13 protein-coding genes are annotated in these 15,370 nt (G+C 38.6%); 5 read left to right on the top strand and 8 right to left on the bottom strand.

The window, feature by feature from the left end; genetic code table 11:
- Positions 1-38: 38 nt before the first annotated feature.
- The 3 genes from UABAM_RS07570 to UABAM_RS33350 all read left to right on the top strand — a co-directional run bounded on the left by UABAM_RS07570 (position 39) and on the right by UABAM_RS33350 (position 3,152).
- A complete protein-coding gene (locus tag UABAM_RS07570; RefSeq protein ID WP_229759363.1) occupies positions 39-1,544 on the top strand; it encodes a serine/threonine-protein kinase in 1,506 nt (501 codons plus the stop codon).
- Between the two features lie 389 nt (positions 1,545-1,933).
- Complete coding sequence (locus UABAM_RS07565; protein WP_151967392.1) at positions 1,934-2,845, top strand: hypothetical protein; 912 nt, start codon at positions 1,934-1,936, stop codon at positions 2,843-2,845.
- A 130-nt stretch (positions 2,846-2,975) separates the two neighbouring features.
- Complete coding sequence (locus UABAM_RS33350; protein ID WP_173013186.1) at positions 2,976-3,152, top strand: hypothetical protein; 177 nt, start codon at positions 2,976-2,978, stop codon at positions 3,150-3,152.
- Here the strand turns inward: UABAM_RS33350 and ptsP are convergent.
- The 6 genes from ptsP to UABAM_RS07535 form a co-directional block, all read right to left on the bottom strand.
- The gene (gene ptsP / locus UABAM_RS07560; RefSeq protein ID WP_151967391.1) at positions 3,149-4,888 is read right to left on the bottom strand and encodes a phosphoenolpyruvate--protein phosphotransferase; all 1,740 of its coding nucleotides are present in this window, start codon (positions 4,886-4,888) and stop codon (positions 3,149-3,151) included. The two genes, UABAM_RS33350 and ptsP, sit on opposite strands and share 4 nt — an antisense overlap.
- On the bottom strand, positions 4,878-5,174 hold the full coding sequence (locus UABAM_RS07555) for an HPr family phosphocarrier protein (RefSeq protein WP_261344001.1): 297 nt from the start codon (positions 5,172-5,174) through the stop codon (positions 4,878-4,880). The genes ptsP and UABAM_RS07555 overlap by 11 nt, the downstream gene beginning before the upstream one ends.
- 29 nt (positions 5,175-5,203) lie before the next feature.
- Complete coding sequence (gene hpf / locus UABAM_RS07550) at positions 5,204-5,563, bottom strand: ribosome hibernation-promoting factor, HPF/YfiA family (protein ID WP_173013184.1); 360 nt, start codon at positions 5,561-5,563, stop codon at positions 5,204-5,206.
- A gap of 53 nt (positions 5,564-5,616) precedes the next feature.
- On the bottom strand, positions 5,617-6,393 hold the full coding sequence (locus UABAM_RS07545) for a metallophosphoesterase family protein (protein WP_173013183.1): 777 nt from the start codon (positions 6,391-6,393) through the stop codon (positions 5,617-5,619).
- Between the two features lie 66 nt (positions 6,394-6,459).
- On the bottom strand, positions 6,460-7,197 hold the full coding sequence (truA, locus tag UABAM_RS07540; RefSeq protein ID WP_151967387.1) for a tRNA pseudouridine(38-40) synthase TruA: 738 nt from the start codon (positions 7,195-7,197) through the stop codon (positions 6,460-6,462).
- A gap of 7 nt (positions 7,198-7,204) precedes the next feature.
- Positions 7,205-8,014, bottom strand: coding sequence for an alpha/beta fold hydrolase (locus UABAM_RS07535; RefSeq protein ID WP_173013182.1), 810 nt, complete (start codon positions 8,012-8,014; stop codon positions 7,205-7,207).
- A gap of 193 nt (positions 8,015-8,207) precedes the next feature.
- Between UABAM_RS07535 and UABAM_RS07530 the strand changes: the two genes are divergently transcribed.
- On the top strand, positions 8,208-9,587 hold the full coding sequence (locus tag UABAM_RS07530; RefSeq protein WP_151967385.1) for a M20/M25/M40 family metallo-hydrolase: 1,380 nt from the start codon (positions 8,208-8,210) through the stop codon (positions 9,585-9,587).
- A 19-nt stretch (positions 9,588-9,606) separates the two neighbouring features.
- Here the strand turns inward: UABAM_RS07530 and UABAM_RS07525 are convergent, their stop codons facing one another.
- Both UABAM_RS07525 and UABAM_RS07520 read right to left on the bottom strand, forming a co-directional pair.
- Positions 9,607-10,767: a hypothetical protein gene (locus tag UABAM_RS07525; RefSeq protein WP_151967384.1), complete on the bottom strand. Its 1,161-nt coding sequence runs from the start codon at positions 10,765-10,767 to the stop codon at positions 9,607-9,609.
- 56 nt (positions 10,768-10,823) lie between these two features.
- Positions 10,824-12,719 carry a Na/Pi cotransporter family protein gene (locus tag UABAM_RS07520; RefSeq protein ID WP_151967383.1) on the bottom strand — a complete coding sequence of 632 codons (1,896 nt, stop codon included), beginning with the start codon at positions 12,717-12,719 and terminating at the stop codon, positions 10,824-10,826.
- Positions 12,720-13,151: 432 nt separating this feature from the next.
- Between UABAM_RS07520 and UABAM_RS07515 the strand changes: the two genes are divergently transcribed.
- Entirely contained in the window at positions 13,152-15,368 is a 2,217-nt protein-coding gene (locus tag UABAM_RS07515) for an efflux RND transporter permease subunit (protein WP_151967382.1), read from the top strand.
- Positions 15,369-15,370: the final 2 nt, after the last annotated feature.

Below are 15,370 nucleotides of genomic sequence, written 5' to 3'. Positions count from 1 at the left end.
ATGGTATGAAACCTATTCACCAAAATAAGGAATCCACATTGAGTACATCTATCGTAGGCACCACTTTCGACGATTATACGGTAAAGAAGTTGCTTGGCAAAGGAAACATGGCCGAGGTATATCTTGCGCATCAGAATTCTTTGCAGAGAGATGTCGCTTTGAAAATTCTTCGTCGAACGAATAATTTAGAAAGTGATGATTCGATAGGACGCTTTTTGCGAGAAGCGCGTTTAGCCGCTTCCATACAACACCCAAATATTGTCAACATCTATTCGATAGGAAATAAAGAGGCATTTTGCTATATCGCCATGGAGTATGTGTGCGGATATCCACTGGAAGATATTATTGAAAAAGGACCACTGGAAGAAGAAGACACATGGTTGATCGCTTTGCAAGTCGCCGATGCTTTAAAGTGTGCTCTTGTAAAAGATATCATTCATCGCGATATTAAACCTGCAAATATTCTTATGACCGAAAATCAAGCAAAGGTTACCGATTTTGGACTTTCTAAGAGAAAAAACGACCAAGAGTTGACTCAGGCTGGTTTGATTCTCGGTACACCGAGCTATATGAGCATAGAGCAGGCAACAGGAGGAGATGTTGATCATCGATCCGATATTTACTCATTGGGAGCAACTTTGTACAAAACCATTACCGGACGTTTGTTGTTTACAGCAAATAGTGTGATTGACGTTCTGTACAAACACCGATATGAAAAAACCGTAGATCCTATCGAATACGTTCCAAGTCTTTCCTATAAAAGCTCATTTATTATTGCGAAAATGATTCAGAAAGACCCCAACGAACGTTACCAAAGTTACGATGAACTTTTATGTGATGTTCATTGTCTCCTAGATGAAAAACCACTCATTTACGCAAATGAAAAATGTGCCCATAATATATATTTTGACAAACCTATCGAACGAAAAGTTTTTTCCAAGACATCGAGATTGACACAGAGAATTGTCGGTAATGTTCAAAATATCATAAAGCGAGACGAAACATCAGAGTCGAGTAAGATGCAAGCGACATTAGGGATTCATAAAAATCCTTTGTCGGAAACCCATAAGCGGCGTCGTGAAGTAACTAGTGAGCAAACGGCTATACGTCGTAGAACAAAAACCACACGTAAAATTTCGGCAAGTAACTTATTGCAAAAGAATATTGAATTTCTCGAGCAGAAAGTCAAAAAATCGTTTAGTGAACATCTTGTTAAGCGCGGTATCATAACAAGCGGTCAGCTGAAATCGGCACTTGAAATATATTTGACGGTAAATTCCAAGTTTGGAGAGCTGGCAGTTAGCGAAGGGTGGTTGCTACCTGATCAGGTGGAAAAGATCTTAAAAGTCCAGAAACGCATCAAAAAATCCTTTGGGCAACTAGCCATTCAAATGGGGTTTTTGCGAAAAGAGCAGGTTCTTGAAATTTTATCGAGACAAGATAAACATCACATTGATTTTTATGAAGTTTTACTCCGCGAAAAAATAATTAAGCGCGAAGTACTTGAACAAGAGTTGATTGTTTTTTCAAAGAGTAGACCCTAGAGTTTAAATAATTTTATGAAGTCACTTGAACAATATCCGGTGATTAGCTACAATACTGAGAAGCGTAGCAACAATACAAGTGAGTATATCATTTATTCACCTTTGCGCGTAGTTGGTTAATTTTAAGTTTTAGTATTGCTTTTGCAGATTATCTATAATTTGTCTGAAGTTTGAAATTATCCAAATACTCAATAGATGATATTTTTTGTTGTAGGAATGGCTACTCTTAAAGTCTAATTTAGAACTCGCACAGTGTATTGTAAAAATGCTCTAGCATTTTAGTTATAATCGTATAAAAACATCTTTAAATATATAGTAAATAGGTTGTTTTTCTCAAACTTATTTTACTAGATACTATTAAGGTTTTGTATATTTTAGAAAGTATTATTATGAAAAAAGTAGCAACATTTTCCTTAGTTTTTATTCTAATGCTATCTACTTTCATCTGCGCACAAGAAGATGTTTCTTCTGAAATCGTGTACAACCGCGGTGATATTTCCGTAGATGCAGGTATTGACTATGTTACCAAGTATTTCTTCCGCGGTCTTTTAGTGGAAGATGATGGATACATCATTCAACCATATGCGCAAATTAATTTTCATATTGTCAGTGGTTGTGATGTTGAAGTTACCGCATTTGGTGGCGTTTGGGCGAGTCTTCAAGGTGAAGATGTGACGAATCAGGTTGGAGATGACCCTGAAGCATTAAACGAACTAAGAATTATTGGTGGTTTGGAATTTGATTTGTACGACCTACTTATCGTTACAGGCCGCTACACTATTTATACTTTTCCTAACCAGTCAGATACAGGTATTAACCAAGACCGTTTAGAAGACCGTCATGAGGTATCCTTAGAGGTTCGCATTAATGATGGACCACTACTTGGCCTAGGTAACTTTTCTATCAATCCTTGGGGACTTCTTGCACTTGAGCTTGAAGACGGAAACCCAAATGTTGATAACGAAGGTGATGAAAGTTTCTTCGCACTTTTCGGTATTGAGCCTACCATTGCGATCGAAATCGACAAAGGTGCTAACCTGTTAATATCGTTGCCAGTAACTGTTGCACACGCTTTGGCTAACGACACATATGTTGATGCTGGTGGTGACGCTCGTTCATACGGTTTTACCAGTGTTGGTATAAAAGCGAATGTACCTTTGGTTTTCATTCCTAAACGTTTTGGTCAGTGGAGATTCGTTGCTGGCTTAGACGCTTATTTCTTAGGCGAAGCTGCAGAAGATACAAACGACGATGAGGAATTTGATTTAGTTGCTAACTTTGGTATCCACATGAATTACTAATTCGTGTATAAAATAACGAGATAAATTTTATTTTATCTCGTTATTCTCCATAAAATAATATATAATATCGCAAATGTATTGTGTTGTAGAATTAATAAGTATTAACTAGAGAAAAAGAGGAATAATAAATATGACGGTACATTTTATGTGCACTTGTGGAAGTAAAACATATAGTTTACCCGACTCGATGGCTGGTCAAAAAGTTCGTTGTCCAAGTTGCCAAGTGATTATCATCGTGCCTCAACCAAGTGAAGGTGGACAAGTTGTTATTGCCGTTCCTGCTGATGATTCCATGGAAGGCTTTTAGTCATATTCTTTTTCTATATTTTTTATTTTTTTGCGCAAATAGCGGATAACATCGTCATGATGGACTAAGCCCAAAACGCGCTTAGCAATTTTCTGCGTCTGTTGGAGAGTTATAGCGCGAATCATTTTTTTGACCTCAAGTATGGAATAAGGAGACAAACTAAACTCCTTTAATCCCATACCTATAAGCACTATAATCATTTCTTTTGAAATTTCACCGCATATACTTACCCGAACACCATGTTTATTTCCCACTTGAATAACATGTTGTATTAGTCGAAAAATAGCAGGGTGAGCAAATTTGTAATAGTTGGCGACGTTTTCATTACAACGATCTACAGCCAAGGTATATTGGACTAAGTCATTTGTTCCAATACAGAAAAAATCTACATAATCTACGAATAAATCACATGTGATTGCGGCAGAAGGAATCTCTATCATGATTCCTATGGGAATACGCGGCGCAAAATGAATATTTTGCGAATGTAATTCTTCTTTTACCTGAGACAAGATATCAAGAGCTTTTTTGATATCTTCAACGGAAGATACCATAGGGAACATGATAGCTACATTCCCGTGTACAGATGCTCTTAGAATAGCACGTAGTTGTGTACGAAAAACATTTTCATGTTTAAAACACAATCGCAGAGAACGACACCCCAGAAAAGGATTATCTTCTACTGTACGAAATAAACCAAAATCTTTATCGGCTCCCAAATCCAAAGTACGAACAACAATGGACCTATTTCCCAATTTGCGCGCAGCACTTGCGTAAGCATTGTAATGCGTTTCTTCATCAGGGTGATTGTGATCGACATAAATGAACTCTGTGCGGTACAATCCTACGCCTTCCGCACTTTGTGAAAGAGCCGTTTTTACTTCAAATGGATTTTCGATGTTCGCCAATAGAGAAATGGAATGTTGGTCTTTTGTTTCGCTACGCAATTGTTTGATTTTTTGCAGAGAGGTTGTTTTTATTTTTTGTTGTTGTTGCTGTTTTTTGTATTTGTCGATGGTTTTTTTTGTCGGCCGTATTACTACTTTACCTGTAAAACCATCTAAGATGACCGTGTCACCTGTGAAGATATTGTTGGTTTCTTCACCGATTCCTACAATAGCATTGATACCTCTTGTCCTAGCGACAATAGCTGTGTGTGAGGTTTGTCCACCACTATTGGTGATAATACCAACTATTTTGTTGAGTGGAAGTAGAGCGGTTTGCGAGGGTGTGAGCTCTTTTGCAACAATAACAACGGGCTTACGCAGTGATTTATAAGAAATGTTTTTATGAGATGTTAGATGTTTTAGTAAGCGATTTTCAATATCTTTTAAATCACTAATACGCCGTGAATATAGTTCACCTCTACGAGAAGACAAATTTTGCTGATAACTTTGCATCAAGTGGTGTACGGCATATTCCGCCTTAAAGAAATTGTTTTCTATTGTATAGAGTATTTCTTGTTGACTTTCCTCTAATATAAGGCGATGACCACAGAATATTATGGATATATCTTTGGTATCTGCGGTTTGCTTTTCAATTTTTTTGAGTTCTTTTATAGCTTTGCTTTGTGCTTTCAGATATCTCGTTTTTTCGCTTTCAACCGTTTTTTTATCTTGGCGAATAAATTGCTGAGTAACTCTCGGTTGTTCTCGATCTAAAATAAATGCTTTACCTACAGTGATGGCAGGGGTTACAGCAATTCCCCCTCTAACTTCCATTTTTCGTCTAATAGGCACCTATTTGGCTTTCCTCATCATCATCGTCATCTTCTTCGCTAAATAACTCTTTTAACTTTTCAACAACTTCTTGTGCATCACTTCCCGAAGCAGAGAATTTTATTTTTTGACCGCAATATGCTTCCATACTGATAAGCTCTAATATTTTTTTCGCATTGTATTTTTCACTGTGTATTGAAAAATATGTTTCCGAATCAAAATTTCTTAGTAGCTTCACTATCTTTGTCGCAGGCCGCATATGAACCCCATATTGCCAAGGTACGACGAGTTTACACGTTATTTCCATAACTATAAAAGAACTCAAAAATTTGCCGATTAGTAGTGCATAATCATATCATCACCATCATCCTCTGTCTCTGGAATATAGCGTTTCACGCGATGGCTTTTACTTTTTTCTTTCATTTTACGCAATTGTCTTTCCACTTTATCTAAGGCCTGATCAATTGCGCCAAACCACTCACTAGCTCTAGCTGTACCAACAACAGTTCCTCCTCTTTCAGGAGTTGCAACGATTTCCACTTTATATTGATTTTGCGCGTCTTTGGTACTTCTGAACTCAGCGATGGTTTCTACTCGACGTACAGAGTACTTGCCAAGTTTTTGAACCTTATCTTGGATGTAGTCTTTGGTCTCTTGACTTACTTCACTATTTCTAACAGTTATATTGCTGTTCAAAATAACAACCTTTCTAGATATCAACTAGCGTCTACAAACTTCGAGTGTAAGTATTAGTTGCCAAACTCTAATCTCTCAGCGTTGCGGTTGTCTAGTTGCTTTATTCTCAAGATTTTTTCTTGAGTTTTTCTAAAATCATATGGGATACGATGATAACAAATTTCTTTTCCGTCAAAGATAACATAGCAAGAGCGATTGTCTTTATCTCTAGGCTGTCCAACAGAACCTATGTTGCAAACGATTCGTTCGCCGGGCTTGCATTCCCATACGCCGTCGAAATCTTCAATATTATACCATTTACTATCTTCGGTTATAATCCCTGGTGTATGTGTATGCCCAACAAAACAAGCTCTGTTGAATTGGCTGAATATTTCGCGAATTTTCTCGGGAACTTCCCCAAACAAATCTTCCGTATCTGATTTTAAAATATACTCCATGGTTGGATCACGCGGAGATCCATGGACAAATAGATAGTCATCTTCACTGTAAGAGAGTGATAGATTTTTGAGTACTTCCCAACGTTTTTTGGTTTTTTTAAGACTGAGCCACGAGGGTTTTAATTGACTACGTGTCCAATCCACTGCTTCTTTGGCGGTTGGATTAAATCCAAATGCACCTGTCAAAACAGCTTCCTCGTGATTCCCCATCAATATAAATTCACTGCACTGAATAGCCTTATCAAGACATTCAACTGGATTGGGTCCATAGCCGATAACGTCTCCGAGGCAATAAATCATGTCGACATTATGACGACTAATATCCTCAAGTACAGCATTAAATCCTTCTAAGTTTCCATGGATATCTGAAATTAAGGCTATCCTTTTATTCATGGTAAACTTGACAAATTTTCTACATTTATTTGTAAATGTGTTAGAAGATAAATTTGCCATCTCCAACTAATACAAAACATATTCTAAACATAGACCATGGGAAGGTGCTGTTACTCCCGCAAAGTCACGATTTTTAGCTTTTAATATTTCATTTATTTTTGTAGGACTGTATTTTTCATAGCCTACTTCTATTAAGGTTCCCATTATGTTGCGAACCATTTTGTACAAGAAACCATTTGCTTCTAATAGTGTTGTAATATAGCAGTTTTCTTTTTGGATGTCAACTTTATTTATGGTTCTTATACTTGATTTACGTGGTGATTTTGCCGCTTCAAAAGATGAAAAATCATGTGTTCCTATAAGATAGGACGCTGCTTCTCTCATGAGAGACACATTTAAATTACGACGTATCCAATATACATAGTTTCTGTTGATTGCTGGGCGATGTTCGCCGACAAAAATAGTGTAACTATATGCTTTGGCCTTTGCTTGGTACTGCGCATGAAAGTCCATCTCCGCAAGCTGGGATTGTTTTACCACAATATCTTCGGGAAGTTGAGAGTTAATTGCCTTGGCGAAGTCCGCTACTTTGATGGAACTTTGCGTATGAAAATGAGCGACTTGATTTTTGGCATGTACTCCTGTATCTGTTCTGCCCGAGCCTATAATGGTCACGTTTTCTTTAGTGATGTTGAAAATAGCTTTTTTTAATTCATTTTGGATTGTGGGAACGCTAGGTTGTATTTGCCAACCATAATAGTTCGTACCGTCGTATTCTACAGTAAGTTTGATATTACGCTTCATACATCTCTCACTTTAGATGTGCTGCAATTTGTTGAGGGTGTTCCATGTGCATGTGATGGCTACCAGGTATTTCTACGATTTCTAATTGTTTGATAGCACGGCAACGTTTTTCCACTTGGGCTTCGTCGTAAGTAATGCCATCATGTGCTTTAAATAAGATAACCGGGCACTCAATTTTACTAAGTACACTGAGAACCTGTTCTTCGGTAAGTCGTATCGGTGAGTAAGTACGCAAACGATTGTCTATGGACCATTTGTAACCCTCTACGGTTTTTTGTACCGATCTTTCAATTAGTATTTTTGCGTCCTGTAAACGAAGGTTTCCGACACTACGTCTTTTTTCGATGAGAATATCGAGATCTTTGTACACTGGTGGTTTTTTGCCGCGGTATTTTTGATTATCTTTTATATGGTTTTGTAGTGAAGTGATGGGATCGTCGCTACCTTTTGTTAATGGGCCAAGACCCTCTATTAGTACTAAACGTTCAATTTTGTTAGGGTACATAGCAGCAACAAAACATGCAATAGAGGCCCCCAAAGAATGACCCATAAGGGTTAATTTGTCCCATGACAACGTTTCGATCACATGTGCGACGTCAATGGGCCAATGAATAAATGAGTAGTTACTGTCATGGCTTCGATGTTGCGATAAACCATGCCCCGGTAGATCAATGGCAAGACTGTGATAGTTTTCCATAAGAGGTAGTAATGAGTCAAAGCTTGCGGCATTGTCCATCCAGCCGTGGAGAGCAAGTAGTTTGCATTTTTGGTGACTACGGTACTCTTTGGCGGCAATTTTTAACAAAGGTGTTTGCATAAATGTATTCTGAGACATGTTTGTAAACTCGCAAAAAAAACTCATGGTAGAAAATAGAAATAAATAGAATATAATATGAGGAAATATTTACAAGTAAAATTGGTATATTTTGCGCAATCAACTTGTGTTCGGGATCGGGAACGGGATCGGGAACGGGATCGGGAACGGGATCGGTTTTTAGGAAAGGAAAGAAATGTATAGACTCATCGCTATTTTGCTCATTGGAACTTTGTTTGCTCAAGAAACAAAAAAAGAGTTGTCCGTAGATGAAAAAATGTTTGCGAAAATTTATCAGGCGGCTTTAGAAGAAGGTCAGTGTTATGAAAATTTACGAGCGTTATGTAAAGACGTTGGTCCAAGGTTAAGTGGTTCTCCACAAGCGGAAAAAGCAGTTATGTGGTCAAAAGAAGTCTTAGAAAAATTAGGTATGAAAGTTACTTTACAAGAAGTGATGGTTCCGCATTGGGTACGTGGCGCAAAGGAAAAAGCCCATGTGGTGGCGCATGGTGCGATAAAAAAACGTACACTCAACATTTGTGCCCTTGGTGGTAGTGTTGGTACCGGAGAAGGTGGTTTGCGGGCGGAAATTGTCGAAGTACATCAGTTTTCAGACCTTGAGAAACTCGGAAAAGAAAAAATTTCTGGTAAAATAGTATTTTTTAATCGTCCGATGAAGGCGACGAATATCAACGCTTTTGTATCGTACTCTCAAGCTGTAGGCCAACGTACACGTGGTGCAGTCGAAGCTTCTAAATATGGTGCAGTTGGTGTTTTAGTTCGGTCGATGAACTTGCGCCTCGATGATTATCCTCACACGGGAACCATGCGTTATCAAGACGGAGTAAAAAAAATACCTGCCGCAGCGGTTAGTACTAATGATGCGGAATTTTTGAGTAATCTACTGCGTGAACACAAGGTCGTAAAAATGAACTACGAAATGCACTGCAAGACGCTACCTGATGCCAAGTCGTACAATGTGATTGGTGAAGTAAAGGGAAGCGAATTTCCTAAAGAAATTATTGCTGTAGGTGGGCACCTTGATTCTTGGGATATCGGAGAGGGTGCGCACGACGATGGTGCTGGCTGCGTTCAGGCAATTGAGGTGATGCATCTATTTAATGTACTCAAAATAAAACCCAAGCGGACTTTGCGTGTAGTGATGTTTATGAATGAAGAAAATGGCTTACGCGGTGCAAGGGAATACGCCAGGGTGGCAAAAGAAAAAGGTGAGGTTCATGTTGCCGCGGTAGAGAGCGATTCCGGAGGATTTACCCCTCGTGGGTTCAGTATCGATACTGCATGGCCGCGAATGGAAAAGGTACTCAAGTGGCAACCACTTTTCGCGAAATACAATGTCTATGCTTTCTTTCCCGGGCGTTCTGCGGCGGATGTAGGTGTTTTGAAGGATGGTCGTGCTACACTCGTCGGTTTTAAACCGGACTCACAAAGATATTTCGACTATCACCACGCGGCGAGCGATGTTTTCGAGGCGGTGAATAAACGCGAACTTGAATTGGGTAGCGCGACAATTACCGCTTTGATGTACTTATTTGATCGATACGGTATGGAATAGCACAATTTGACACAAGTCTCTACTCCACAAAACGCTGTAAAATTTTTATTACCTGCGGTGTGGTCTGCGGTGAGAGATATAGACGGTTTCCGTTCCATTTTTTTAGCACCATTGCCTGAGAAATGGACGGAGCCCATTGTGGCATAAATAATTCGTTTCCGTTCCACCTGACAATACTATTCAATGCTTGTGGAGATAGGGTCTTTATATTATTGAGGTGCAAGGTATATCCTGTCCATTTTTGTAAATGATTTGCTGTTGCCTCATCGATTTTTGGGATACCTAGTGTCAAGGTATAACCTTTCCATTGGCTCAGATATTCCACTGCCGCTAAATCCATTTTTTCCAAGTTACGCAATGATAATTTTATACCGCGCCAGTGACTTATGTATAACGCGGTTTTTGTTGATAAAAATTTTAGTTGGTCCAGGTACAACTCTCTACCAGACCAATCGGGTAGACTTTTGATTTGAGTATGTGGTAAGTGTTTTAGCCCGTTTAAATACAGAGTCTTGTTTTTGTTGTCGAGAAGGACAAAGAACTGTGGAGAGATACTTGTTAGTCCGTTGAGGTGTAGTGTGGTATACCTTTTTTTCATTAGGATTTTTAACGATGCGTCACTTATTTTTTTTAGACCACTTAAATGAACAAGTCTAGCGTCTTTTTTTAAAACCAATCTTGCAATGTTTGGTGATAAGTGTTTCAAGTTTTTTAGTGAAATGGCGCAAGAGGCTTTTCCTATTCTTTTGGCGCTTTCTTCCGACAGAGCAGTGATCCCGTCCAAACTGAGATAAGATCCACGCCATTGATAAAGGTGTGTCGCCACAGCTTCGATTTGTTGTAAACCGTTCATCATCAGTGTTGATCCGCGCCACTTGAAAAGATATCGTGCGACTTCGGGTTCTATTTGTGAAATACCATTTAAAAACAAGTATCTTCCCGGCCAATTTTGCAATACTTTTGCGGTATCTACAGAAATAGTCTCTAGTTTGTCGAGAAACAAAAAATTATCGGGAAATGTTTGTTGTTCCCATGCCATTAGTTCACAAGCCGTTTTATCTGTAAAATACTGGGAAATATCTTGGTGGGATTGTTGTGATATTTTTTGTAGGTCTTGTAGTGAAAGACCATTTGCATAGACCAATGTCAGAGTAAAAAAGGAGAGGAGTAAGTTACGCATAGTTATATACCAAAAGAGTTGTAGAGCGTGTCCTAAGACACGCTCGGAAAATATTTTTAGTCTTGGCCTTCTGTCTCTGTGCGCTCTTGCATTTTCATGTTTTGAAAATTGACCGCATCCACAAAATTTATGGTATGGTTTTTAATGCGACGCAGTGAAACAAAAATATCGCTAAAGGTAAGAGCAGATAAAGGTTTACAAGTTCCGTCGCGCATGCGTTCTACGTGCTTATCACGCATTTCATTTGCTGTGGCACTTAACTTCGCAGCTTCGCGATCGTAATGTTCCACTTTACCTTCTAAATCACGAATATTTTCCACAACACTATTGAAGAGAGTATAGGTACTCTCATAGTATTCGGAAAGTTGTTGCCATGCCGAGTCACTAAATGTTTGTTTGTTCTTGTGAATACGCCAACGGTAAATACACAAAGCAGTTGCCTGGTCTGCGATAGATTCTAGCTCATCTGCCGCGCGAATAATTGTATACGCTTCTTCTGTCTGTTGTGTAATGAGAGATCCTTCCATTGCCCGGCATACAAACGAAGTGATTTCTTCTTGAACATTATCGGTAATTTTCTCTAGATGCATTACTTCGTCAAAATCTTCTTTGCTGGGTTTTTCTTTTTCGAGAAGGTATGTTCGCGTGTGTTTGAGGGATTGCTTGGTAATTTGCGCCATATTTTCCAATTCAAGAGAGGCCATTTTTAAAGAAACACCCGAAGATTGGTAACCACCTGCTTGAAGATATTTTAATTGTGCCACCTCTTTTGTCTTGCTATCAGGAATGATCCAACAAACGAGCCTGGCAAGGTACTGAGTAAACGGAAGAAACAAAATTGTGGCGGAGACATTAAATATTGTGTGACTGGCAGCGATGTGCGCAGCGATGTACTGCTTGGAACCATCTGAACTTATTTGATCTGCTAAACCGGGGATAATGTTCTCAATAAAAGCAATGTACGGCTGAAAAATCAATATCATAACGAATACGCCAAACAAATTGAAGCAGGCATGTGAGACTGCCGCCCTTTTTGCATTCGTGCTACCTCCGATACATGCTAATTGTGCCGTAATAGTAGTTCCGATGTTTTCCCCAAGTACCAATGCTGCGGCGGTGGCAAAACTCAACGAACCGTTGCCTGCAAGTACCATAGTAATACCTAGCATTGCGGAACTACTTTGGATGATAAATGTCATACAGCAGCCAATAGCAACACAGCCAAAAAGACTCATAATACTTTGTGCATCGAAGTATTCTAAAAAGCTAATAAAACCCTGATGAGAACGAAGTGGTTTGAACGCGCCACTCATAAGCTGGAGACCAAAAAAGATAAATCCTAGAGCCACAACGGCCTTGCCAATAGCTGCCAACGTAGACCTTTTCATAAATAACATCGGAAATATTCCCAGTCCGATGAGAAGTAGTCCGTATTTTCCGATTTTGATGGCTAAAATCCAACCCGTGATTGTTGTACCGATGTTCGCACCTAAAATAACACCGATCGCTTGCATTAAATTCATGAGTTGGGCATTGACCAAACCCACGACCATAACTGTGGATATGGAAGATGATTGAATTAAGGCTGTCACTGATAAGCCGACAAGAACGGCGATGATTCTATTTGAAGTGGCCTTAGTAATCAGTTTTTTGATTAAGTCTCCCGTCATCGCTTGCAGACTCTCGGACAGAAATTTCATTCCTAAGAAGAAAATTCCCAACCCTCCCAAAGCTGTGTAGGCCATTTTAAAGTAATCGATTGGTTTTCCTTTGTCTTTGCCTTTGTCTTTAGCATTGTCATTTGGGGCAGGATTGTTTTGTTCGTTAGGTTGTTCTTTTTTTACTTGATTGTCAACCTGATTGTTTTCGTCATTTTGTGCATTTATAGCAACGCTACACATTAGCAAGAACATCGCGATCAAAAGCACAATATTTTTTGGGTAGAACTTCATCAAGAAGCCCTTTCTATCTATGGTTGTGTCTTCCTTTGTGACTTTACTGTAGAAAGTGAACAATGAATTTTTAAAAAGTTTTTGCGAAAAGGGGTGGTGAAGATGTAAAAGATGGAATCCATTAGAACACTTCCAAGGATAAGTTGCAAAATTGAATATTAGATGTTAGGAATATGGTGAAGCTTATGGTGACCGTACCCAAATAACGTGCTGTAGTTTTTTACTACTTTTTGTTACAATTGCAGCTAAGCGCAGTTTTGTAAGTTTTTATATAGTAAATGCTTACGGCCAAATTCGGAAACCATTTTATTATGTAGTTTTCAGAGAATACACCATATTTACAGTGGTTTGTATTGAAAATAACATCAATTATAGTTAACTTTTTCTTAGAGTAAAAGTTAAATTTCTGTTAATTTTTCGTGAGATTTTTGTATGAAAAAAACTTTTTGTCTCGTAACAGCAGCTATATGTTGTGTCATTTTGTGGTGGTATACACCTAAAGTTGCTCATGACAGTTCTATTTCACAATTATTTGTAAAAGAAAGTCGTGTGTATCGTAATTTTTCAAAATTTCACAATATTTTTGGCACAGATGAGTTTTTAGTTTTAGCGGTGAGTGCAAAAGGTAAAGATATCCTCAACGACATATCTGTGAATATGGTTGACAAATTGACGAAGCGTTTTGCAAAAGATAAAAACATTGAGATGGTTGTCAGTATTACCAATATTAAAGATTTTGCGGTAAAAAAAATTAGTATACCATTTTTCGATGACAAATATGTACCCTATCCAGCAGGTAACTTGCTCAGCCCTGATAAAATAGACGCAAAGGTTCGGCAACGTATTTTTAGCGATCCCTTTTTTTACACCGGACTCATTAGTCCCGATCGCAAAACGACCTTTATTTGGCTTCTTTTAAAACCCCAATTAAAGGAACGCCGTGATTTTGCCGCATATATTGGAAATTTACAGCAGCAAGTTCCCACGCAAGTACGTATTTCTGGTTTTCCACTTATTTACATTGTCATGAAACAACTTGCGATGCGTGATGCACAAATACTCTTTTCCGTTTCTTTTTTATTGAGCGTGACTTTGCTAATCATTTGTAAAGTACCTTTACTGGCCATCGTTGGTTTTTTTATGTCTTTGTTGGTGACGGGTAGCCTGTGGGTATTATTCGTATATTTTAGCGGTAGTGGGTTTCACGTTTTTAGCAACATCGTTCCGCTGTTTTTTTTCATCACTTCCGTTCCTGTTGTGATTCATATGAATCATACAACAGCACAGCGCCAAAAAATTACACGCCGCGCATGTTTCTGGTCGACGATTACCACTGTCGTAGGACTTTTTACGCTATACTTTAGTAATATTCAACCTATATCGCTACTAGGAATAGAAATCCCTCTGGTGATGTTGACTTCTTTTGCGGTCAATATATGTTTTTGTACCGCGAAAGAATCGGTCTCTACAACATTCGTTGCGAAGAATAATCGGAAAATTATTCTGGTAGCGGCGGTATTTTTGAGTTTGCCGTGGATATTTCTGGGCAAGGCACCAAAAGTTTTACCGAGCTTTATCGATTATTTACCCGAAGAGCACAAGGTTGTGCGCGATTTTCGTTATATTTCGCAAAAACTCAAGGCGCAGCATCCCTTAGAAATTATGATCGAATTCAAAGATGACGGTACACTTCTCAAAGCCGAAAACTATCTGCATTTGCAAAACTTAGAACGAGAAATGAAGGAGAACAACCACGAGATGATTGCCGAAACGATTAGTCCGGCAACATTGATGGCAAGCTTGAACTGGAAGTTTGAATACGATACCAATCAAGACGCACGTGCGGAAAATTTTCGCGTTGTGGCAAAGACAACGGATTTTGCCATTTCGTGGCTCGTAAAGCCATTTTTGCTATTTTTTGAAGGAAACGCTAGTGAAAAGAAGGGGGACGATATTCTCAGTTATTATCGCTCTCAGATGCAGCAACTTTTTTCGACAGACGGCAAATACACGCGCATAGGTTGTCGGTTGCGCAGCGACGATCCTTTAAAAATTCTCGCTTTAGAGCGCAATTTGCAAAAAACGCTGGATAAGTATGCACGGTTACTAAATGCGAAAATGTATTGTACTGGTTACTCATTACTTTTGGCAAATACCGCAACGAATATTTACGAGACCCAGTATATTTCTATTTTGTGGGGAAGTTTATTCATCGCTATTTTGTTTTGGGTAATTATTCGCTCTTGGCGTTTAACCGTTTTAGCTGTTTTTGTCAATATGATGTCTCTATTTGGAGTTGTTTCCGTATTTGTATTGTGTGGTTTTGAGATCACTTTATACACTGTGGTACTATTGGCCGGTCTTATTGGCATTATGGTTGACGATACCATTCATTTTATGGTGCATTATAATTATTATTGCAAATACGAAGAAAATTTCGATAATAGAGTCGCGAAAACTTTACAGCAAGTAAAACCTGCCATTATTTCCAGTTCATTGATACTCATTGGCGGTTTTAGCGTTTTTTTTATGAGCCAACTACGTGTGTATCATAGTTTTGGTTTTATATTTCAAACCGGTATATTACTTGCTTTGTTTTGGGATTGTTACGCATTGCCAACATTTATGCACATTATGTGCAAAAAATAGGA

The organism is Candidatus Uabimicrobium amorphum, from assembly GCF_009002475.1.
Classification (GTDB): Bacteria; Planctomycetota; Uabimicrobiia; order Uabimicrobiales; family Uabimicrobiaceae; genus Uabimicrobium; species Uabimicrobium amorphum.
This window is presented reverse-complemented; position numbering and strand designations above follow the sequence as displayed.